This is a genomic window from Streptomyces sp. NPDC026394 (assembly GCF_055567735.1).
Window position 1 is genome coordinate 13,449 of the sequence record NZ_JBVHPX010000010.1, and the last position, 18,513, is coordinate 31,961.

Sequence of the window (18,513 nt, forward strand, 5' to 3'; positions counted from 1 at the left end):
GGCGGACGCCGGGCCCGGCCCCCACACCCACCGAGTTGCACGAGTCGAACGGCAAGGAGGCACCGTGGCCAGGTTGACGGCGCTCAAGGACTGGCGGCACTGGCGGCGGGGGCGGGCCCTGCGCCCCGCCCCCGGCGCGGACGACGTGGAGAACGCGACCCAGCGCGTCCTGATGTACGGGGTACTGCCCATGTGGTTCGTACCGGCCGTCGCCGACTGGGTGATGCACCGGCGTACGGACATCGAGCGGACCACCGGCGTCAAGGAGTCGGCGATCCACGCGGTGATGATGGCGGAGGCCGGGGTGCCGGTGCTGGCCGGACTGGTCGCGCGGATCAACCCGCTGGTGCTGTCGATGATGGGCGGGGCCGCCGCCCTGCACAGCGCGACCGCCATCTGGGACGTGACGGTGGCCACCGAGGACCGCGAGGTACGCCCGGTGGAGCAGCACATCCACAGTTTCCTGGAGGTGCTGCCGCTGGCCGCCGTGGTCATCACGTCCTGCCTGCACTGGGAGTCCGTACGGGACCTCGCACGCGGCGGAAAGCGGCCGGACGCCTGGAAACTGCTGCCCAAGGAGCGTCCGCTGCCCGGGAAGTACCTGGCCGGTATCGCGGCCGGGGTGGGCACCTGCGTCGCCCTGCCGTACGCGGAGGAATTCATCCGGTGCGTACGGGCCCGCAAGTCGGGCGTCTGAGAAATCGTTACGGGCCGGGTTTGACGGGTATCCGTAGTGCCAGCAACGGAACACGGCAGGTCGAGGAGGAATGTCATGCCCGCAGGATCGAACTCCAAGCGTGAGCGCCAGTACGAGCACATCAAGGAAGGCGCCGAGAAGCGCGGCACGTCCAAGGGCCGGGCCAAGGAGATCGCGGCCCGTACCGTCAACAAGGAACGCGCCCGCTCCGGCGAGTCCAAGACCGCCAGCAAGTCCTCGACCAAGGACCGCAAGTCGGCGCCCGAGCGCGGCGGCCAGCGCTCCGGCAACCGCACCGGCTCCAAGGGCCCGACGCGCGACCAGCTCTACAACGAGGCCAAGCAGCGCGGTGTGGAGGGCCGGTCGAACATGAACAAGGACCAGTTGGCCAAGGCCCTGGGCCGCTGAGCCGGCGGAGCGGCCATGGGCAAGGAACCGCTGCGGACCTATCAGTCCAAACGGCATTTCGACCGGACGTCGGAACCACGGGGCGGCGATGCGGCGGACTCTCCGGATTCTGCCGCTTCTGCCGCTTCTGCCGAGAAGCCGCGCTTCGTGGTGCAGATCCATGACGCGAGCACCATGCACTTCGATTTCCGGCTGGAGGTCGACGGGGTGCTCAAGTCGTGGTCCGTACCGAAAGGGCCGTCCTCGGACCCGAAGGACAAACGGCTGGCGATGCCGACCGAGGACCATCCGCTGGACTACCGGGATTTCGAGGGCGTCATCCCGAAGGGCGAATACGGTGGCGGTACGGTCATCGTGTGGGACCAGGGCCGTTATCGCCCGATGTCGCACGACAAGAAAGGCCGTGCGGTCCCTTTCGCCGAATCGCTGGAAAAAGGCCATGCGACGTTCTGGATGGAGGGGAAGAAACTGCACGGCGGTTATGCCCTCACCCGGTTCCGCGGCGGCCCCGGCAGCGACGAGCGGGAATCCTGGCTGCTGGTGAAGGCCGACGACGCCCACGCGGACGGGCAGGGCACGCCCGATCCCCGCCGGGCGCGCTCGGCGCTGAGCGGGCACACGCTCAAGCAGGTGGCCGAGGACGTGGCGGCGGAGTCCGGCGAGGACGCCGGGTAGAGCGGAGTCCGGCGAGGACGCCGGGTGGACGTGATGTCACCGCTCGACGGGCTGCCGCCCGCCCGGCACCGCCCGCCGGGCGGCTGACCGGGGCCCGGGCACCTGCGGGAGGCCCGTGTAGTTCTCGGCCAGCTCGGCGGCCGCGTGCGGCGAAGAGGCGATGCGGTCGAGCTGGGAAAGCTGGAGGCGGGTGTCGAACGCGCTCTGGCCGGGGGCCGTGTGCAGCGTCGTCGTCATGAAGTACGAGAAGTGCTCGGCCCTCCAGACGCGGCGCAGGCAGGCGTCGGACCAGCCGTCCAGCAGCTCGGTGGAACCGGTGTCCTTCAGGTGGGCGAAGGCACGGGCCAGTCCGGTGACGTCGGAGACGGCGAGGTTGAGCCCCTTCGCGCCGGTCGGCGGGACGATGTGCGCCGCGTCCCCGGCGAGCAGCACCCGCCCGTACCGCAGGGGTTCGACGACCACGCTGCGCATCGGCAGGACGGACTTGGCGGTGATCGGGCCGCGCGCCAGTTCCCAGGGGCCGTCGGTGGCGGAGCGGGCGTCGAGTTCGTCCCAGATCCGCCCGTCGGGCCACTCGGCCGGGTCGGTGCCGTTGGGCACCTGGAGGTAGAGGCGGCTGACGGTGGGTGAGCGCATGCTGAACAGGGCGAAGCCGCGCTCGGAGTGGGCGTAGACCAGCTCGTCGCAGGACGGCGGCACGTCGGCGAGGACGCCGAGCCAGGAGTACGGGTACGCGCGCTCGTACGTCCGGCGTGCTCCGGTCGGCACCGCGTCCCGGGTGACGCCGTGGAAGCCGTCGCAGCCCACCACGTAGTCGCAGGTCAGAGTGTGTTCGCGGCCCTGGTGCGCATAGTGGATCGCGGGCCGTGCGGTGTCCGCGCCGGTCACGGCGAGCGCGCGTGCCCCGAAGACCAGCGGTCCGCCGTCGGCGAGCTGGAGGCCGATGAGGTCCTTGACCACCTCGGTCTGCGCGTAGACGACCACGCTGCGGCCGCCGGTCAGGGCCGGGAGATCGACACGGTGCGAGCGGCCGTCGTAGCGCAGCCGGATGCCGTGGTGGACGAGTCCGCACCGGTCCAGGCGCTCCGCCGCGCCGCAGGCGCGCAGCGTGTCGACGGTGCCCTGTTCCAGGATTCCGGCGCGCTGACGGTGTTCGACGTAGGCGCGGTCGCGGCTCTCCAGGACGACGCTGTCGATGCCGGAGCGGTGCAGCAGCCGTGCCAGGAGCAGTCCCGCCGGGCCGCCGCCGACGATGCCGACCGTGGTCGTGCGACGCATCGGGATCAGCTCTCTTCGCGGTGCTCGGCGAGGACGCGGTCGGCCGGCGCGAACGCGGAGTTCGCCGCCGGCACGTCGCAGTAGACGGCCGACTGGAGCAGTACTTCGCGGATGTCCTCGGGAGTCAGGCCGTTGCGCAGGGCCGCACGCAGGTGCAGGGCCAGTTCGTCGTGGTGGCCGCGTGCCACCAGGGCGGTGATCGTGACGCAACTGCGGGTGGGCCGGGGCAGTCCGGGGCGGGTCCGGATCTCGCCCCAGGCGTAGCGGGTGAGGAAGTTTTGGAAGACGGCGGTGAAGGCGATGGTGCGGGCGGCGGCGCGGTCGACGTGGTCGTCGCCCAGGACGGCGCGGCGGACGGCGGTGCCCGCGGCGTGCCGGGCGCGGTCGTCGGTGGGGTGTGCCGGCGACGGGGTGGCCGTGAGGTGGCCGAGGAGGGCGGCGAGGACGGGTACGGGCTGTTCGGCGTTGGCCAGGTGGGCGGCCCCGGCGACCTCGGTCAGGCTCGCGGCGGGGATGCCGTCCGCGAGTTCGCGGGCGTGGGCGGGTGGCGTCGCGGGATCGTCGCGGCCCGCGACGACGAGGGTGGGCGCGCCGATCCGGTCCAGTGCGCCGCGCAGGTCGTACGTGGCGAGCGCGTCGCAGCAGGCCGCGTACCCTTCGGGCGCCACGGCCCGCAGCCCGGCCAGCAGTCCGTCCGCCGCCGGTGACCGGGCGAAGCCGGGGGTGAACCAACGGCCGGCGGCCGTGGCGGCGACCGGTGCGAGGCCCTGTGCCCGGACGAGGGCGGCCCGTTCGTGCCACGCCGCGGGCTCGCCGAAGCGGGCGGAGGAGCACAGCAGGGCGAGGGACGCGATCCGCTCGGGGTGGTGCACGGCGAGCCAGGCGCCGACCGCGCCGCCCAGGGAGATGCCCGCGTACGCGAACCGGTCGATGCCGAGGGAGTCGGCGAGTGCGAGGACGAGGCCGCCGAGGTCGGCGACCGTGCAGGGCCCGTCCGTACGGCCTGTGCCTGCGCCCGTGAGCACGTCGGACGGTGTCCCGCCGTGGCCCGGCAGGTCCCAGCGCACCACGCGGAACCGGCGTGCCAGCGCCGCCATCTGGGGCTCCCACACCTGGAGCGAGGTGCCGAGGGACGGCCCCAGGACGAGCGGAGGCGCGTCGGCGGGCCCGTCCTCGCGGTGGTACGGGGGAACGGGGGACGTCATGCGTTCTCCTGAGCGGTCGGTGCGGCGCGGTGGGTGCCGGAGCGGCGCAGGGCGCGGTCCACGAGCGCGCCCGCCGAGCCCGTGTACGCGGCCGGGTCGGCGAGTTCCCGCAGCCGCGCGGCGGGGAAGGCCGCCGCGGCGTCGGGGTGGTCCTCGCGCAGGGCGCGGTCCAGCGTCTCGGCCAGGCCGGTGCCCTCGTCCGCCGCCCGGCGCGACACCTCGGTGAGCAGCCGTTTTGCGGTGTCCCGCCCGAGGTGGGCGCCGAGGGCGGCCGCCAGACGCTCGGCGACGACCAGTCCGCCGGCCGCGGCGAGGTGCGCGCGCATCCGCCCGGTGCGCACCCGTAGGCCCGCGGTCAGTCCGGCCGCGTCCCGGGCGGCGCCGCCCACCAGGCGCAGGGCGTCGCGCAGGGGCTGCCACTCCGCGTGCCAGGCCCCGGCCGGCCGTTCGTCCTCGGCTGCCAGCGACCCGTACAGCACCCCGGCCAGGGCCGGGACCTGCCGGGCAGCGGCGGCGATCAGCGTGGCCCGTACCGGGTTTGACTTGTGCGGCATGGCCGACGAGCCGCCGCCGCCGTCTTCGGCCAGCTCCGCGGTCTCCGTACGGGACAGGACCAGCACATCGGCGGCGACCTTGCCGAGGGCGCCCGCGGTGTGGGCCAGCGCGCCCGCGAGGTCGGCCACGGGGGTGCGCAGCGTGTGCCAGGGCAGAACGGGCTCGGCGAGGCCGGTCTCGGCCGCGTACGCGGCAAGCAGCCGCAGTCCGAGGTCCGTGCCGGGGCCGGGGTCCATGCCGGGACCGGGGTCCGTGCCGGGGCCGGAATCCGGGTGCGAGCCGTCGGCCTCCGCGAACGCGTGGAACGCCGCGAGGGTGCCCGCCGCGCCGCCCAACTGCGCGGGCAGCGCGGTCCGTACGGCGGCGAGCCGAACCCGGGCGTCCAGGACCAGCGTGCGCCAGCCCGCCGCTTTGAGGCCGAAGGTGACCGGTACAGCGTGCTGGGTGAGCGTACGGCCCGCCATCGGGGTGTCACGGTGCTCGGCCGCCAGCCGGCCCAGGGCCACGGCGGTCTCGTCCAGGTCGCCGAGGACGGCTTCCAGCGCGCGCGAACAGACCAGCATCGTCGCGGTGTCGAGGATGTCCTGGCTGGTGGCGCCGCGGTGGACGTACGCGGCGGCACGGGCGTCGCGCGCGGCCACGGCGGTGGTGAGCGCGGCGATAAGCGGGATGACCGGGTTGCCGCCGGAACGGGCCCGTACCGCGAGGTCGCGGGGGTCGTGACGGCCGGCGTCGCCCGCCGCGGCGGTGACGGCTCCGGCCGCCGCGGGCGGCGCCAGGCCGACTGCCGCCTGCGCCCGGGTCAGGGCCGCCTCCGCGTCCAGCAGGGCCCGTACGTACGCGGCGTCGCCGGTGGCGGCCTCGACGGCGGAGTCCACCCGGCCCGGCGCCAGCAGACCGTGATCAGCGGAACTCAAGGAAGACCGTCTCCTCGCACTCCTCGCCGCCGTCCGCGGCACCGTCCCCGGCGTCGGCCGCCTGGAGGCGGATGTCGAAGCGGTACCGGCGCTCGCCGTCGGCCCGCGCGACCAGCGTGCGCGCCCGGCGCGCGGGGAGCCGGGACAGCAGCGGGTCGGCCGCGTGCGCCGCCCTGTCCTCCGGGAAGTAGATCCGGGTGAACAGGTGGTGCAGCAGGCCGCGGGCGAAGACGCACACCGCGATGTACGGCGCCGCGTCCGGGCGGCCCGCCGGGGCCGTGGCGGGCAGGGTGCGCAGGACGTAGCGGCCGTCCGCGTCGGTGGGCACCCGGCCGAAGCCGGTGAAGTCCACGCCGTCGCGGCCGACGACCGCGCCGGTCGCCGGGTCGCGGCGCAGCGAACCGGGCGCGCCGCGCAGGCCCCCGTCCGGACCGGCCTGCCAGAACTCCAGCAGCGCGTCCGGCACCGGCTCCCTCGCGCCGTCCACGACCCGGCCGTACACGGTGACGGTGTCCGGGTGGCCTGCGGGCGCCATGTCGCCGCCGCCGGGGAACGGCAGCGCGAAGCCGTAGAAGGGGCCGATGGTCTGGGAGGGGGTGGGGGCGAGCGGTTCGGGCGCTTCTGGATTCTCCGGCGGTTCCTGGACGGCACCGGGCTGCTGCGGTACGCCTTCGCGGCGGGGCGTGGGCCCGTGCGACGCGGCCTCGTGCGGGGTCGCGGACATCAGCGGTCCTCCTCGGTCCAGGTGGCGGCCGGTCCGTCCAGCACGATGTCCCAGCGGTAGCCGAGGGACCACTCCGCGCGGGCGAGTTCCGGGTCGTACGCGCAGACCAGCCGTGCGCGGGCCTGCGGGTCGGTGCACGCGGCGAGGATCGGGTCGTACGGGAACAGCGGGTCGCCGGGGAAGTACATCTGGGTCACCAGCCGCTGGGTGAAGGCGGTGCCGAAGAGCGAGAAGTGGATGTGGGCCGGGCGCCAGGCGTTGTGGTGGTTGCGCCACGGGTAGGCGCCGGGCCGGACGGTGGTGAACGCGTACCGGCCCTCGTCGTCCGTCAGACAGCGGCCGACGCCGGTGAAGTTCGGGTCGAGCGGGGCCGGGTGCTGGTCGCGCTGGTGGGCGTACCGGCCGGCGGCGTTGGCCTGCCAGATCTCGACGAGCTGGCCGCGCACCGGGCGTCCGGCGCGGTCCCGTACCCGGCCGGTCACGGTGATCCGCTCGCCGAGCGGCTCGCCGGCGTGCTGCCGGGTGAGGTCGGCGTCCAGGGCCGTGACGTCGGTGCCGCCGAAGGCGGGCCCGGCCAGTTCGACGGCCTCCGGGTCGCGCAGCGTGTCGAACGCGGCCTGGGGCTGGACCGGGTGGCGCAGGCGGGTGCTGCGGTACGGGGCGAAGTCGCGGCCGGGGTGCGCCGGTACGGGGCCGCCCGCCGTGCGGGCGTGGGCGGCGGCCGTGTGCAGGGCGGCGATCTCCCGGTCGATGGCGGACTGCGGTTCGGGGTCGGGTTCGGGGCCGGGGGGCGGTGTCGCCGGTACTGCCGCCGGGTCGGCCGGGGCGGTGGCGACCGGGTGGGCCGGGGGTGCCGGGGTGGCAGATGCGCCGGGAGGAGTCATCGGGAGTTCTCCAGGGACAGAGCCTGAGACGGCTGCGGAGGCGTCCAGCGGTGGGCGGCGCCCGGCGTCCGGCGGCGTGCGGAGCCCGTCCGCCCCGACCGCCCTGGCACGTGCCGCCTCGCGCTCATGATGCCCTCCCGCCGACTGCTTTGAGGGCGCGCAGGGCGGCCAGTTCGGCATCGGTGGGCGCCTGGGTGGTCGTCAGGTCCGGTGCGACGCGCAGGTCCCAGCCGGTCGCCTCCCGTGCCTGCTCCGGCGGCACGCCGGGGTGCAGCGCGCTCAGCACGAGTTCGGCGGTGTCCGGGTCCGGGCGCAGGACGCCGAGGTCGGTGACGACGGCGGTGGGCCCGGAGCCGCGCATGCCGAGGGCGGCGCGGTCGCCCGGCCCGGCGCCGTGCCCGACGGTGGTGACGAAGTCGAGTGCGGGCACCAGGTTGCGGCGGGTGTGCCGCAGCACGATGAGCACCGCGCCGCAGTTCGCGGCGATCTCGGGGGCGCCGCCCGCGCCGGGCAGCCGCCCTTCGGACCGGCCCGGGCCGCGGTCCACGACGGTGGTGTTGATGTTGGCGAACCGGTCGAGCTGGGCGGCCCCGAGGAAGCCCACGTCGATCCGGCCGCCCTGCAGCCAGTAGTTGAACATCTCCGGCACGGACACCACCGCGTCGGCGGTGTCGGCCAGTTCGCCGTCGCCGATCGACAGGGGCAGCCGGGTCGGCCGGGAGCCGATGGTGCCCGACTCGTACACCAGGACCAGGTCCGGGTTGACGGTGCGGCGCGCCAGGTTGGCGGCCGTGCTGGGCAGCCCGATGCCGACGAAGCAGCTCCGCGCGCCGGCCAGCGCGCGGGCCGCGTTGACCTCCATCAGTTCGTCGCGGCCGCAGTGCGCGGCGTCGGCCGTACCGCTCATCGGGAACTCCTTCGCACGTTCGGCACGTCCCGCACGTTCGGCACGTCCCGTCCGCTCCGCACGTTCTCGTCGATCCACCGCAGGAACGTTTCCCGGTCGCGGGAGACGGCGTCCCACCGCTGGTAGAAGTCGTTGTCCCGGACCGAGTACCCGGCCGCGTACGAGGGGTGGGCGCCGCCGGGCACGAGCGCGACGGCGTCGATCACCCAGCCGGGCAGGACCACCGAGCCGGGCCTGGGCTCCAGGGCGCCCTCGACGATCTCCTCGACGGTGACCAGCACCCGCCCGGCGGCCAGCACCGCTTCCTTCTGCACCCCGGTCAGCCCCCAGAGCTGCACATTGCCCTGCCGGTCGGCCTGCTGGGCGTGGACGACCGTGACGTCCGGGTTGAGGGCGGCCACGGCGGCCAGTTCCTCGCCGGTGAACGGGCAGGTGACGGTGGAGATGGTGTCCGTACGGCCGGGCATGCCGCTGCCGCGGTAGCCGCGCAGCACCGCGAACGGCAGCTTCGAGGCACCGGCGACATAGCGGTTGGCCATCCCCGCGTGGCTGTGCTCGTCCAGCTCCAGCGGGTGCGGCCAGCCGTTCTCGACCGCGTCGCGGAAGCGGTGCAGCGAGCCGACGCCTGGGTTGCCGCCCCAGGAGAAGACCAGCCTGCGGGCGGCGCCCGCGCCGATCAACTGGTCGTAGACCACGTCCGGGGTCATGCGGGCCAGGGTCAGGCCGGTGACGCCCTGCCGGATGATCTCGTGCGCCGCGGCGAACGGGATCAGGTGGGTGAAGCCCTCCAGCGCGACGGTGTCCCCGTCGTGGACCAGGTCCCGCACGGCCTCGCGCAGGGAACGGATGTCGGCCATGTCCTCGCCCTCGCGTCGTCCTGGGTGCCGGGGCGGCAAGGTCTTCCACCCGCCCGCCCCGCCCGCCTTGTTCGCCAGGTGAACTTTGGTTCATAATGAGCGTGCCCCGAGTCTGGGTCCCTCTCCCGGCCGTGTCAACGGGTCGGCGGGTACGGTTCCGACGAGATGTCCGCACCGTGGAGAGCCCATGACGCACCCCGCCACCGACCCGCCACGGCCGCCCCAGGGGGCGGTGGGCCCGCTGATGCGCAGCCTGTCCGTGCTGCGGGCGCTCTCCGCGGACGGCGGACGGCAGGCCGTCGGCGACCTGGTCCGCGCGACCGGACTGGCGCGCTCCACCGTCGACCGCGTTCTGAGCACCCTCGCCCGCCTGGGCCACGTACGCGTCGAGGGCCGGGACGCGGTGCTCGCCCCCGGTCTGCTGGAACTCGGCAACGCCTACCTGGCCGCCTCCGAGCTGCCCGACCGGCTCGCCCCGGCCGCCGACCGGCTCGCCGACACGCTCGACGAGTCGGTCTCGCTCGCCGTACCGGACGGCGACGGAGTGCGCTTCGTGCACCAGGCGACGCGGCGGCGGGCGATGTCGCTCGCCTTCCGCATCGGCGACCTGCTGCCCGCCGAACGGGGCGCGGTCGGCGCGCTGTTCGCCGCCGACTGGGACGAGGACGCCTGGCTGCGCTGGCGGCAGCGGCGCGCGGCGGACCCCACGGACGCCGGTTTCCCGGCCGTACCGCCGCGCCGGCGCGAGAACACCGGTACGGAACAGCCGGACCCCGTGACGGAGTTCGCCGCCCGGGTCGAAGCGGCCCGGGCCACCGGCTGGTCACTGGACGACCAGTTGATCGAACCAGGCCTGGTCGCCGTCGCCATGCCCGTACGCGACCCCCTGGGCCGCCCGGTGTGCGCGGTGAGCGTCGTCAGCCACACCAGCCGGCTGACCGCCGAAGACCTACCCGCCGCCGTCCTCCCCCAACTCCGCAAGACGGTGGCGGAGATGGAACACTCCCTGACCGCCCCCGCCGCTGTCTCGGCCGCCGAACCGTCCCCCACCCGGCACGCCTCCTGGACGCGCGCCTCCAAGCGGGAACTGGGCCCCGAGTTCGTCGAGTCCCTGGCCCGCGGCCTGCTCACCCTCACCGCGTTCGGCACCGGCCGGGCCGCACTCCCCCTGACCGCCGTGGCGGAGGCCACCGGCCTGGCCCGCGCCACCGCGCGCCGCGCCCTGCTCACCCTCGAACACCTCGGCTATCTCACCTCGGACGGCCGCCTCTTCCGCCCCGCACCGAAGATCCTGGAACTGGGCTTCGCCCCGCTCTCCGGACTGTCCCTCCCGGACATCGCCCGGCCCCACCTGGCCGCGCTGGTGGAGCAGGTGCACGACTCCGCGTCGATGTCGGTGCTGTCCGGCACGGACATCCGGTACGTGGCCCGGGTCCCCACCGTACGGATCATGAGCGTCAACATCACGGTGGGCACCCGCTTCCCCGCGTACCCGACCTCCATGGGCCGGGTCCTGCTCGCGGACCTCACCCCGGCGGAACGCGCCGCCCACCTCGCCCGCGCCGACCTCACCCCCCTCACCCGGCACACCGTCACCTCGCCCGAGCGCCTCGCCGTCGTACTGGAGCAGACACGCGAGGACGGTTACGCCCTGGTGGACCAGGAATTGGAGGAGGGCCTCCGCTCGATCGCCGTCCCCGTACGCGACCGCCACTCCCGGGTCGTCGCCGCGGTCAACGTCTCCACCCACGCGGGCCACCGCTCCCCCACCGAGGACCGCGACACCCTCCTGCCCCCACTACGAGCGGCCGCGGCGCGCATCGAGGCGGATCTGCATACGGCGGGGCGGTACCTGAGGATTCCGCTCGCCTGAGAAGCCCGGAGCACCGGCGCCGGTCCCGCCGAGGGCTCCGGAGCTTCACTTGAGGCCAACGGACGGCGGGCACTGGAAGGCCAGTGTTCCCCATGGAAACAAGCACCTCCGGGTCAAGGCATGTGGGGAAAGTGGCTATGGGGGAACTGTGGGTGTGTGTTTCTGTTGCGAAGTGAACAACACCGACAGCTCCGGGACGCCTGAGGAGAGACCGAGCCCCCGCGTCCGGCGAAGAACTGATGCCGATGTCGAGGGGTGCGTGCGGGTGCTCGCGGAAGTCCATCGGCGTGACGGCTACCCGGTGAACTGGCCTGACAAGCCCGGCGAGTGGCTGTCACGCGGGCCCCAGCTCGACTCCTGGGTGGCCGGACTTGAGGGACGCATCGTCGGGCATGTCAGTGTGTCGCGAGGTGGCAAAGGCGACCTGGCTCCGGCGTTGTGGAGCGAGCGGAACGGGACGACGCGGGCTGCGACGGCTGTGGTCAGCAGGCTGTTCGTCGCCCCGCGGGCGAGGGGGCATCGGATCGGCGCACTGTTGATCGGCCAAGCGGTGCGGCACGCGCGGCATCGTGGTCTGCATCCGGTACTCGACGTCGTCGCATCCGATGTGGCGGCGGCCGCCCTGTACGAGCGGTTGGGCTGGGAGCTGATGGCCACCGTCGAGCAGGCGTGGGGTCCGGATCAGACGGTGACCATCCACTGTTACGCAGCGCCGTCGTGAGGCGCCCCTGCTACGGCCCGGCCCAGCCCGCCCCCGTTGCGGCCAGCCCGGCCCGGCCCGCTGCTCGCTCCGGAGCGCCGTTGTCCTCGCGATCGCCCACGACGCGGCGAACAACGGGCGCGCGCCGTCACCCCCAGGGCGTCGGCCCGGCGCCGTTCGACCATGCCACCAACCGGTCGCCGTCGAAGCAGCGGATGCCGCAGGTGTCGGCGTAGTCGACGGCCGGTTCGGTGAAGGTGCTGGTGGTGACGACGGCGGCGACCTCGGCCTCGTGCACCGTGTAGCAGGTGCCGCCGAAGCGCTGCACGTCCTGGGAGCCGACCTTGTTGTCCGGACAGTAGCGCTTGCACTGGATGATGATCCGCCGGCCGTCGGCTGTGGTGGCCAGGACGTCCGCGCCCAAGTCCCCCGCGCCGCCGACCACCTCGACGTTCCGGCAGCCGTCGCGTTCGCAGAGATGGGCTATCGCCTGCTCGAAGGCGTACGCGTCCATGGCGAGGAAGTCCTCGACACTGCCCCACCGGGCGGCCACGGGATCGGGCTCGGGATCGGCCACAGGAGCTACGACAGCCGGGGCGGCTTCCTCCGCCGCGGCCGCCAGGGCCACCTCCGCTTCGGCCTCCGCCTTCCCCGCCCGCGCGGCCCGCCGCAGTTCGCGCAGGCGCGGCATGCCCCGGATCGCCACGACGACGAGGGCCACGACGAACGGGAGGGCGACGACGCTCACCACAGTGGCCGGCCCCGGGTGCTCCGTCGCCCACCGGACCACTTCGCGGACGGCGAGGAAGCCGCCGCACAGAAGGACCCCGATCACGGCCAGGACGAACATCGTCCGCCGCATCGGGCACGTACGGCCCCGGGGCCCTGGTGATGCCCCGTCAACTTGCGTGGGTGCGGCCACCGGCGCTGCTCCTTCACTTCCGCGGGACGGTTACGGCTCCTCTTCCACCTCCTGCCCCGCGGCGGCCGATCCATGATCACCACGCCCCACCCGTCGCGCCCGCCTCCGCCGCACGTTCGCCACATCCCGCGCCACAGCCAGCACAACCGCCCCCACGACGAACACCACCGCCCCGAGCGCGGCCGAAGAGGTCAGCATCGGATACACAAGGTCTCCCAAGGAATAGGCGGCGCATTCTCCGCGCCCTGGAAAACACCATGCGGCACCCGCTCACCGCCCACCCCTTCCTCACCACCGCCCCGCGCGCCTCTTCACCCGAATTCAGCACACACGACCCAGGCCCCTCCCCAGCGCCTGAGCGGACACGCGGATCCCCTGCCCCCACAATTCCTCGGCGTGATCGGCGAACCGGTCGAACATCCCGCCGTCCCCTTGCCTGCGCAGGTGCAACAACGGCGCGTCGTGCCCGACCAGCCGGGCCGGATGCGGCGTCACGAACCCGTCGTCATCGAAACGGAACACCGAGAGGCTCACGTGACAGACGGCGTCCGCGGCAGCGCTGAACGGGATTTCCAGCCCGTCCACCGGACCCATACGGCCCAGTTGCTCCAGCGTGGTACGGATCCGTGTCGAGACCGTCATGGTCACCTTTTCCGAGCGCTCCCGGTCCCGGGTGACATCCTCCTCCGGATCACCGACCAGGAACCGCACCCGGCATCCCTCGCCGGCCTTCTGCCGCAGCGTTTCGGAGAACGCCGGCACCTGCGACCACAAGAAGTAATTCGTGTTCCCGCGAAGAGAAGTTCCGGGCCCCCGCCCCGGATCAGCTCGCCCCATACGTCGGAAGGACAGGCGGACCGGTACGGATAGCTGCGCACCAGTTCCCGGTCGTGCCCGGTGCTTGCCGTAGCCGAGCGCAGGGCATTGTTCAAGTCCCCTCCCCCGGACATTCGGGTCTTCTCGCGAACGCAGCGCCTCGACGGCCCAACTGTCGCCGCCAGGCACAGGTTGACCCTTGAGGGTGCTCAGAGGTCATCTCATTTGGCTGGGTCGGCTGTTCGCTGTGGTGCAGATTGTGGAACGGTTGGTTCCCGGCGAATGGTGGGGGTTGTTCCAGCGGGTGGTGCCTGCGGCGACGTTCGGGCCGTCCGGGGCGACGGCCCACCGCCTGTTCACCGAATGGACGAAGGTCAGGGTGTGGGCCGAGCTCCACCGCCTGGTCCTCGACGGACTCAGGGCCCGCAGCGACCGAGCGGACCGGTCCGCCCCCTGTCCGTCGGAATCTCCGGCGCGAACGTGCACGACAGCCAGGCCCTGGTCCCGCTGATGAAGGGCATACCCCCGATCCGCTCCCGCCTCGGCCGCCGCCGACGCAAGCCCGGCAGGCTCCACGCCGACAAGGGCTATGACTATCGCTACCTGCGGCAATGGCCGGCGCAGCGAGGCATTCGGCACCGCATCGCCCGCAAGGGCGTCGAGACCTCACAGCGGCTCGGACGACACCGATGGACCATCGAACGGGCCATGGCCTGGCTCGCCGGGTGCCGTCGACTCCACCGCCGCTACGAACGCAAGGCCGAGCCCCCCTCGCTTTCACCAGCCTCGCCTGCACCCTCACCTGCTACCGCGGACTCAAGACGACTCCATGCGTTGTGAAAGCTCAGCCATGATGGCAAGCGTGAGCAAAGAGACTGCGCTTGAGGCCATATCACGCCTGTACCAAGAGTTCATGACATTGCCTTTTCCTCCCGGACTGGCTGGCGCGGACCGGGCCGGCTTCGATCTGGTGATGCTGGACTCGGACACCGCAGGCTGGGTTTTCACCTGGATCAAGAACGGCGGCGAGCTCGACGCGCGAGCTCGGAGCGGTCTGCTTCGCTCCATCGCCCGCCTGGACCAGGTCATACCTGTACTCAGTGAAGCGGACCACCCCGAATACTGGCACCGCCTGCACGAGATGGCTCGTCTTGTCGCGGATTCCCCCCAGGCAGACGCCAATGAGATGACCTCTCACCCCTGGAAAGCATGACCGATCCGACGCCGCACTCCACCGCCCCGATCATCCTGCCGCTGCCGCTGGAAACGGCTCCTGCTCCCGTCGAAGGCTGCGCGGGGTACGCCGAACCCAGGCCACCATTGAGCGTCCCGCGCTGTCCACGCATCGCTCGACCACCCGGCAAATGATGCGCCCGTATCCGGACGATAAGCTTTCGTCCTGATTTTCCATGCACAAGGGGGGCACATGTCCGCTGAACCACACACCGAAACCGGGGCCGGGACGCGGATCGAGTTCGCGTACCGCATGACCGTCGAGGACTTTCGTGAGGGGTTGCGTGCCCGGGCGCGGGTCTCGGTTGCTGCGCGGCGCTACAGGTTGCTGGTGATCGTGGGGGCTGTGCTGCTGCTCGGGGTCATGGTGTGGACCTGGGTGGCCGAGGGGACCGTGGACGTGCCGCTCGTGGTGGTGCCGGTGGCGTTGCTGCTGATGATGTTCGTGTCGCCCTGGATGCTGGCCCGGCAGTTCCATCGGCAGGCCGAGGCGATGGGCGAGTTCCGGGCGGTGGTGGACGAGAGCGGTGTCACGGTCACGAACCGGCAGCGGACCAGTGCTCTCTCCTGGCGGGCGGTGAACCGTTACGCCGAGACGCCGCGGGCGTTCGTGCTGCTGAGCGGGGACCGGAACATCACGGATATGACGATCCTGCCCAAGCGCGGCGCCGCCCACCCCGCCGACGCCGAGCGGCTGCGGGCTCTGATCGAGGGGCGGCTGGTTCGTGTCTGAGGACCGGAGTGGGTCCGTGTCCGCCTTATGGCCCCGGCGTCCGTCGACACCGGCCGCCTCGTACGTTCCGGCCGCCCCGGACACCCCCATACGCCGGCGCGGCGCGGCCAATCCCTGCGTTCTACCGGTGCTGGTTGTCGTGCGGCCTGGCAGGCCTTCGGCGTGCGGCCCTACAGGCCCGGCGCTCGTCCCTCAGTGCCGCCGGTGACGCTTCGTACGCGTGTGCAGTCGTGCCCGGATGTCGGCCGGGGGCAGGAAGTGGGCCCAGCGTTCGGGGTATTCGGCCGGGGGTGACGCGCCCGGGTCGTCGTCCTCGTCGCCGTCGTCGCCGTCGTCCTCGTCGCCGTCGTCCGGCTGCGGGTCGCCGGTGAGGGCGGCATCCGCGGAGTCGGCCGTGGCGCCGAGGCCGACGGCGGCCAGGGCGGAGCGCTGGGCCGCCGCCACCTCGCGGGCCCGGCGTTCCTTCTCGGCGCGGCCGGCGGCGGTGGCGACCGAGGGCCATACGCGGTCGAAGGCGGCGTTCATGGCCGCGCCGACCAGGACCGCGAAGGCGGAGACGCCGATCCAGAGGAGGACGGCGACGGGTGCGGCGAGGGAGCCGTAGATGGTGGGGCCCTCTACGGTCTGGGTGAGGTAGACGCGCAGCAGCAGGCTGCCCAGGACCCACATGGCGAGGGCTACCACCGCGCCGGGGATGTCCTCGCGCCAGGGTGAGCGTACGGGGACGGACACGTGGTAGAGGGTGGTGAGGAAGGCGACGGAGAGGATGAGGACGACCGGCCAGTACAGGATGCGGATGGCGGTCCCGCTCGCCGGCAGCCAACTGACGACGGTGTCCGGGCCGACCACCATCAGCGGCAGCGCGACCGCGCCGACGACCAGTGCGGCCAGGTAGAGCACGAAGGCCAGCAGCCGGGTCCGGACGATGCCGCGCCGCCCGTCCAGCCCGTACATGATCGTGATGGTGTCGACGAAGACGTTGAGCGCGCGGGAGCCGGACCACAGGGCGATGGCGAAGCCGAGGGAGATCACGTCCGGGCGGCGGCCGGTGAAGATGTCGTCGAGCAGCGGCCGGGCGATCTCGTTGACGCCCTTGCTGGACAGCAGGGTGTCGGACGCGCTGAGGATGTTCTGGCGGATGTGGTCGATGGTCTCCCGGCCGATCCAGGGCTCCATGTAGCCGAGCAGGCCGATGAAGCCGAGGAGCAGCGGCGGCAGCGACAGCAGGCAGAAGAACGCGGCCTCGGCGGCGAGCCCGGTGACGCGGTACTCCATGCAGGAGTTGACGGTGTCCTTCAGCAGCAGCCAGGCGAGGCGGCGTTTGGAGACGTTCCGGTACAGGACCCGGGCCCGGTGCAGACGGCCGGCCGGCCGCTGCGCTGCTTCGTTCACTGGCTGCACCTCCTTACCGTATCTGCCATGGCACCCACCACTCATACGGTCACGAACCAGCCTCCGCCGCTGGTCGGGTACGACGTCTTCGCGGCGGACGCGGCGCTCACCGAGGGCGTCGCGCGGCACGTCCCGCCCGCTCTCCGGGAGGAGGCGCGGCAGGAACTGGGCGAGCTGGGCCGGGCGGCGGGCTCCGCCCACGCGCAGCGCTGGGGTGCGCTGGCCGACGGCAATCCACCCGTCCTGCGTACCCACGACCGTTACGGCCACCGGGTGGACGAGGTGGAATTCCACCCGGCGTGGCACCGGCTGCTGGGACACGCCGTCTCCTCCGGGCTCACCGACGCCTGGTCACGGCCGGCCGGGCACGTCCGGCGTACCGCGGGGTTCCTGGTGTGGACGCAGGCCGAGGCGGGGCACGGCTGTCCGCTGTCGATGACGCACGCGGCGGTGCCCGCGCTGCGGGCCGACCCGGCGCTGGCGGCGGAGTGGGAGCCGCTGCTGACCTCGCGGGTGTACGAGCCGGGGCTGCGGCCGGTGGCGGACAAGCCGGGCGCGCTGGCCGGGATGGCGATGACGGAGAAGCAGGGGGGCAGTGACGTGCAGGCGACCACGACGGTCGCGGAGCCCCTGTCGTCCGACGGGGAGTACGTCCTGACGGGGCACAAGTGGTTCTGTTCGGCGCCGATGTCGGACGCGTTCCTGGTGCTGGCGCGGACGCCGGGGGACGCGTCGCGGCGGGCGGACGGGGACGGGGGCGGGCTCTCCTGTTTCCTGCTGCCGCGGGTGCTGCCGGACGGCAGCCGCAACTCCTTCCGCATCCAGCGGCTCAAGGACAAGCTCGGCAACCGCGCGAACGCGTCGGCCGAGGTCGAGTTCGACGGCACGACCTGGGCGCGGCGGGTCGGCGAGGAGGGGCGCGGCGTCGCGACGATCATCGAGATGGTCGCGGCGACCCGGCTGGACTGTGTGACGGGCTCGGCGGCGGTGATGCGGCAGGCGGTGGCGCAGGCGCTGCACCACACCACGTACCGGGAGGCGTTCGGCAAGCCCCTCGCCGAGCAGCCGCTGATGCGCAACGTCCTCGCGGACCTGGCGCTGGAGTCGGAGGCGGCGACGGCGCTGGCGCTGCGGCTGGCCGCGGCGTACGACGCGGACACCGACCAGGAGCGGCACTTCCTGCGGCTGGCGGTGCCCGCGGCCAAGTTCTGGGTGACCAAGCGCTGCACACCGGTGGCCGCCGAGGCGCTGGAGTGCCTGGGCGGCAACGGTTACGTGGAGGAGTCCGGAATGCCGCGGCTGCTGCGCGAGTCGCCGCTGAACTCCGTGTGGGAGGGGTCGGGCAACATCCAGGCGCTGGACGTGCTGCGGGCGCTGCGCCGCGAACCGGCGGCGCTGCACGCCTTCCTGACGGAGATCGGTACGGCCCGGGGCGCCGACCACCGGCTGGACGGCGCGATCAAGGGACTGCTGACCGAACTGGCCGACCTGGAGGGCATCGAGGCCCGCGCCCGGCGGCTGGCGGAGCGGCTGGCGCTGGTCCTCCAGGGCTCCCTGCTCGTACGGTACGCGCCGCCCGAGGTCGCCGACGCGTTCTGCGCCGCGCGCCTGGGCACCGACCACGGCACCTCCTTCGGCACCCTGCCGCACACCCTCGCCCTGCGCGCGATCGTGGAGCGGGCACGGCCGGTGGCGGAGCGGTGACGTACCAGGAACCGGCGCGCCGCGACAAGCGGT

18 protein-coding genes and 1 pseudogene are annotated in these 18,513 nt (G+C 73.1%); 9 read left to right on the forward strand and 10 right to left on the reverse strand.

Translation table 11 applies throughout. The features are described from left to right. The first annotated feature begins 64 nt into the window (after window positions 1-64). The 3 genes from ACZ4QV_RS22985 (at window position 65) to ACZ4QV_RS22995 (ending at window position 1,780) form a co-directional block, all read left to right on the forward strand. Entirely contained in the window at window positions 65-697 is a 633-nt protein-coding gene (locus tag ACZ4QV_RS22985; protein WP_361151658.1) for a diguanylate cyclase, read from the forward strand. A 75-nt stretch (window positions 698-772) separates the two neighbouring features. Next, window positions 773-1,105 carry a plasmid stabilization protein gene (locus ACZ4QV_RS22990; RefSeq protein WP_361151655.1) on the forward strand — a complete coding sequence of 111 codons (333 nt, stop codon included), beginning with the start codon at window positions 773-775 and terminating at the stop codon, window positions 1,103-1,105. Window positions 1,106-1,120: 15 nt separating this feature from the next. Further along, window positions 1,121-1,780: a DNA polymerase ligase N-terminal domain-containing protein gene (locus ACZ4QV_RS22995; protein WP_361151652.1), complete on the forward strand. Its 660-nt coding sequence runs from the start codon at window positions 1,121-1,123 to the stop codon at window positions 1,778-1,780. A 36-nt stretch (window positions 1,781-1,816) separates the two neighbouring features. Here the strand turns inward: ACZ4QV_RS22995 and ACZ4QV_RS23000 are convergent, their stop codons facing one another. The 7 genes from ACZ4QV_RS23000 to ACZ4QV_RS23030 all read right to left on the reverse strand — a co-directional run bounded on the left by ACZ4QV_RS23000 (window position 1,817) and on the right by ACZ4QV_RS23030 (window position 9,107). Next, entirely contained in the window at window positions 1,817-3,058 is a 1,242-nt protein-coding gene (locus tag ACZ4QV_RS23000) for a 4-hydroxybenzoate 3-monooxygenase (RefSeq protein WP_361583373.1), read from the reverse strand. 5 nt (window positions 3,059-3,063) lie between these two features. Beyond that, window positions 3,064-4,263, reverse strand: a complete 1,200-nt coding sequence (gene pcaDC, locus ACZ4QV_RS23005) for a bifunctional 3-oxoadipate enol-lactonase/4-carboxymuconolactone decarboxylase PcaDC (RefSeq protein WP_361583370.1) — start codon at window positions 4,261-4,263, stop codon at window positions 3,064-3,066. Continuing rightward, complete coding sequence (gene pcaB, locus ACZ4QV_RS23010; RefSeq protein WP_361638885.1) at window positions 4,260-5,735, reverse strand: 3-carboxy-cis,cis-muconate cycloisomerase; 1,476 nt, start codon at window positions 5,733-5,735, stop codon at window positions 4,260-4,262. The genes pcaDC and pcaB overlap by 4 nt, the downstream gene beginning before the upstream one ends. Then, on the reverse strand, window positions 5,722-6,459 hold the full coding sequence (gene pcaG, locus ACZ4QV_RS23015) for a protocatechuate 3,4-dioxygenase subunit alpha (protein WP_361638887.1): 738 nt from the start codon (window positions 6,457-6,459) through the stop codon (window positions 5,722-5,724). The genes pcaB and pcaG overlap by 14 nt, the downstream gene beginning before the upstream one ends. After that, window positions 6,459-7,343 (reverse strand): protocatechuate 3,4-dioxygenase subunit beta, encoded by an 885-nt coding sequence (gene pcaH / locus ACZ4QV_RS23020; protein ID WP_361638889.1) that lies wholly within the window; start codon window positions 7,341-7,343, stop codon window positions 6,459-6,461. Before pcaH ends, pcaG begins: the two co-directional genes overlap by 1 nt. Before the next feature lie 124 nt (window positions 7,344-7,467). After that, complete coding sequence (locus ACZ4QV_RS23025) at window positions 7,468-8,250, reverse strand: CoA-transferase subunit beta (RefSeq protein ID WP_361638891.1); 783 nt, start codon at window positions 8,248-8,250, stop codon at window positions 7,468-7,470. After that, complete coding sequence (locus tag ACZ4QV_RS23030) at window positions 8,247-9,107, reverse strand: CoA transferase subunit A (RefSeq protein ID WP_361151631.1); 861 nt, start codon at window positions 9,105-9,107, stop codon at window positions 8,247-8,249. Before ACZ4QV_RS23030 ends, ACZ4QV_RS23025 begins: the two co-directional genes overlap by 4 nt. A 187-nt stretch (window positions 9,108-9,294) precedes the next feature. Here ACZ4QV_RS23030 and ACZ4QV_RS23035 point away from each other — a divergent pair, with 187 nt between their 5' ends. Together ACZ4QV_RS23035 and ACZ4QV_RS23040 are read left to right on the forward strand one after the other, a co-directional pair. Next, window positions 9,295-10,980, forward strand: a complete 1,686-nt coding sequence (locus ACZ4QV_RS23035) for an IclR family transcriptional regulator domain-containing protein (RefSeq protein WP_467763355.1) — start codon at window positions 9,295-9,297, stop codon at window positions 10,978-10,980. A 259-nt stretch (window positions 10,981-11,239) separates the two neighbouring features. Beyond that, entirely contained in the window at window positions 11,240-11,701 is a 462-nt protein-coding gene (locus ACZ4QV_RS23040; RefSeq protein ID WP_467763399.1) for a GNAT family N-acetyltransferase, read from the forward strand. Between the two features lie 127 nt (window positions 11,702-11,828). On the opposite strand, the gene ACZ4QV_RS23045 is transcribed toward ACZ4QV_RS23040, so the two are convergent. Together ACZ4QV_RS23045 and ACZ4QV_RS23050 are read right to left on the reverse strand one after the other, a co-directional pair. Beyond that, window positions 11,829-12,542, reverse strand: a complete 714-nt coding sequence (locus tag ACZ4QV_RS23045; protein WP_467763356.1) for a restriction endonuclease — start codon at window positions 12,540-12,542, stop codon at window positions 11,829-11,831. 381 nt (window positions 12,543-12,923) lie between these two features. Next, a complete protein-coding gene (locus tag ACZ4QV_RS23050; protein ID WP_467763357.1) occupies window positions 12,924-13,376 on the reverse strand; it encodes a hypothetical protein in 453 nt (150 codons plus the stop codon). Between the two features lie 289 nt (window positions 13,377-13,665). Here ACZ4QV_RS23050 and ACZ4QV_RS23055 point away from each other — a divergent pair. The 3 genes and pseudogenes from ACZ4QV_RS23055 to ACZ4QV_RS23065 all read left to right on the forward strand — a co-directional run bounded on the left by ACZ4QV_RS23055 (window position 13,666) and on the right by ACZ4QV_RS23065 (window position 15,384). After that, window positions 13,666-14,272 (forward strand): annotated as a pseudogene (locus ACZ4QV_RS23055) (transposase). A gap of 8 nt (window positions 14,273-14,280) precedes the next feature. Further along, window positions 14,281-14,631, forward strand: coding sequence for a hypothetical protein (locus ACZ4QV_RS23060; protein WP_467763358.1), 351 nt, complete (start codon window positions 14,281-14,283; stop codon window positions 14,629-14,631). Window positions 14,632-14,844: 213 nt separating this feature from the next. After that, complete coding sequence (locus ACZ4QV_RS23065) at window positions 14,845-15,384, forward strand: YcxB family protein (RefSeq protein ID WP_361583345.1); 540 nt, start codon at window positions 14,845-14,847, stop codon at window positions 15,382-15,384. 192 nt (window positions 15,385-15,576) lie between these two features. On the opposite strand, the gene ACZ4QV_RS23070 is transcribed toward ACZ4QV_RS23065, so the two are convergent. Further along, on the reverse strand, window positions 15,577-16,785 hold the full coding sequence (locus ACZ4QV_RS23070) for a YihY/virulence factor BrkB family protein (protein WP_467763359.1): 1,209 nt from the start codon (window positions 16,783-16,785) through the stop codon (window positions 15,577-15,579). A gap of 18 nt (window positions 16,786-16,803) precedes the next feature. On the opposite strand from ACZ4QV_RS23070, the gene ACZ4QV_RS23075 reads away from it, so the two are divergent. Continuing rightward, window positions 16,804-18,480 carry an acyl-CoA dehydrogenase family protein gene (locus ACZ4QV_RS23075; protein ID WP_361638897.1) on the forward strand — a complete coding sequence of 559 codons (1,677 nt, stop codon included), beginning with the start codon at window positions 16,804-16,806 and terminating at the stop codon, window positions 18,478-18,480. Window positions 18,481-18,513: the final 33 nt, after the last annotated feature.

Bases quoted from the DNA above. Each gene is read 5' to 3' on its own strand.
- ACZ4QV_RS22990 (WP_361151655.1), top strand. From the start codon at position 773: ATGCCCGCAGGATCGAACTCCAAGCGTGAGCGCCAGTACGAGCACATC.
- pcaDC (WP_361583370.1), bottom strand. From the start codon at position 4,263: ATGACGTCCCCCGTTCCCCCGTACCACCGCGAGGACGGGCCCGCCGAC.
- ACZ4QV_RS23065 (WP_361583345.1), top strand. From the start codon at position 14,845: ATGTCCGCTGAACCACACACCGAAACCGGGGCCGGGACGCGGATCGAG.
- ACZ4QV_RS23035 (WP_467763355.1), top strand. From the start codon at position 9,295: ATGACGCACCCCGCCACCGACCCGCCACGGCCGCCCCAGGGGGCGGTG.
- ACZ4QV_RS23025 (WP_361638891.1), bottom strand. From the start codon at position 8,250: ATGAGCGGTACGGCCGACGCCGCGCACTGCGGCCGCGACGAACTGATG.
- ACZ4QV_RS23030 (WP_361151631.1), bottom strand. From the start codon at position 9,107: ATGGCCGACATCCGTTCCCTGCGCGAGGCCGTGCGGGACCTGGTCCAC.
- pcaH (WP_361638889.1), bottom strand. From the start codon at position 7,343: ATGACTCCTCCCGGCGCATCTGCCACCCCGGCACCCCCGGCCCACCCG.
- ACZ4QV_RS23000 (WP_361583373.1), bottom strand. From the start codon at position 3,058: ATGCGTCGCACGACCACGGTCGGCATCGTCGGCGGCGGCCCGGCGGGA.
- ACZ4QV_RS23075 (WP_361638897.1), top strand. From the start codon at position 16,804: ATGGCACCCACCACTCATACGGTCACGAACCAGCCTCCGCCGCTGGTC.
- pcaG (WP_361638887.1), bottom strand. From the start codon at position 6,459: ATGTCCGCGACCCCGCACGAGGCCGCGTCGCACGGGCCCACGCCCCGC.
- ACZ4QV_RS23045 (WP_467763356.1), bottom strand. From the start codon at position 12,542: ATGCGGCGGACGATGTTCGTCCTGGCCGTGATCGGGGTCCTTCTGTGC.
- ACZ4QV_RS22995 (WP_361151652.1), top strand. From the start codon at position 1,121: ATGGGCAAGGAACCGCTGCGGACCTATCAGTCCAAACGGCATTTCGAC.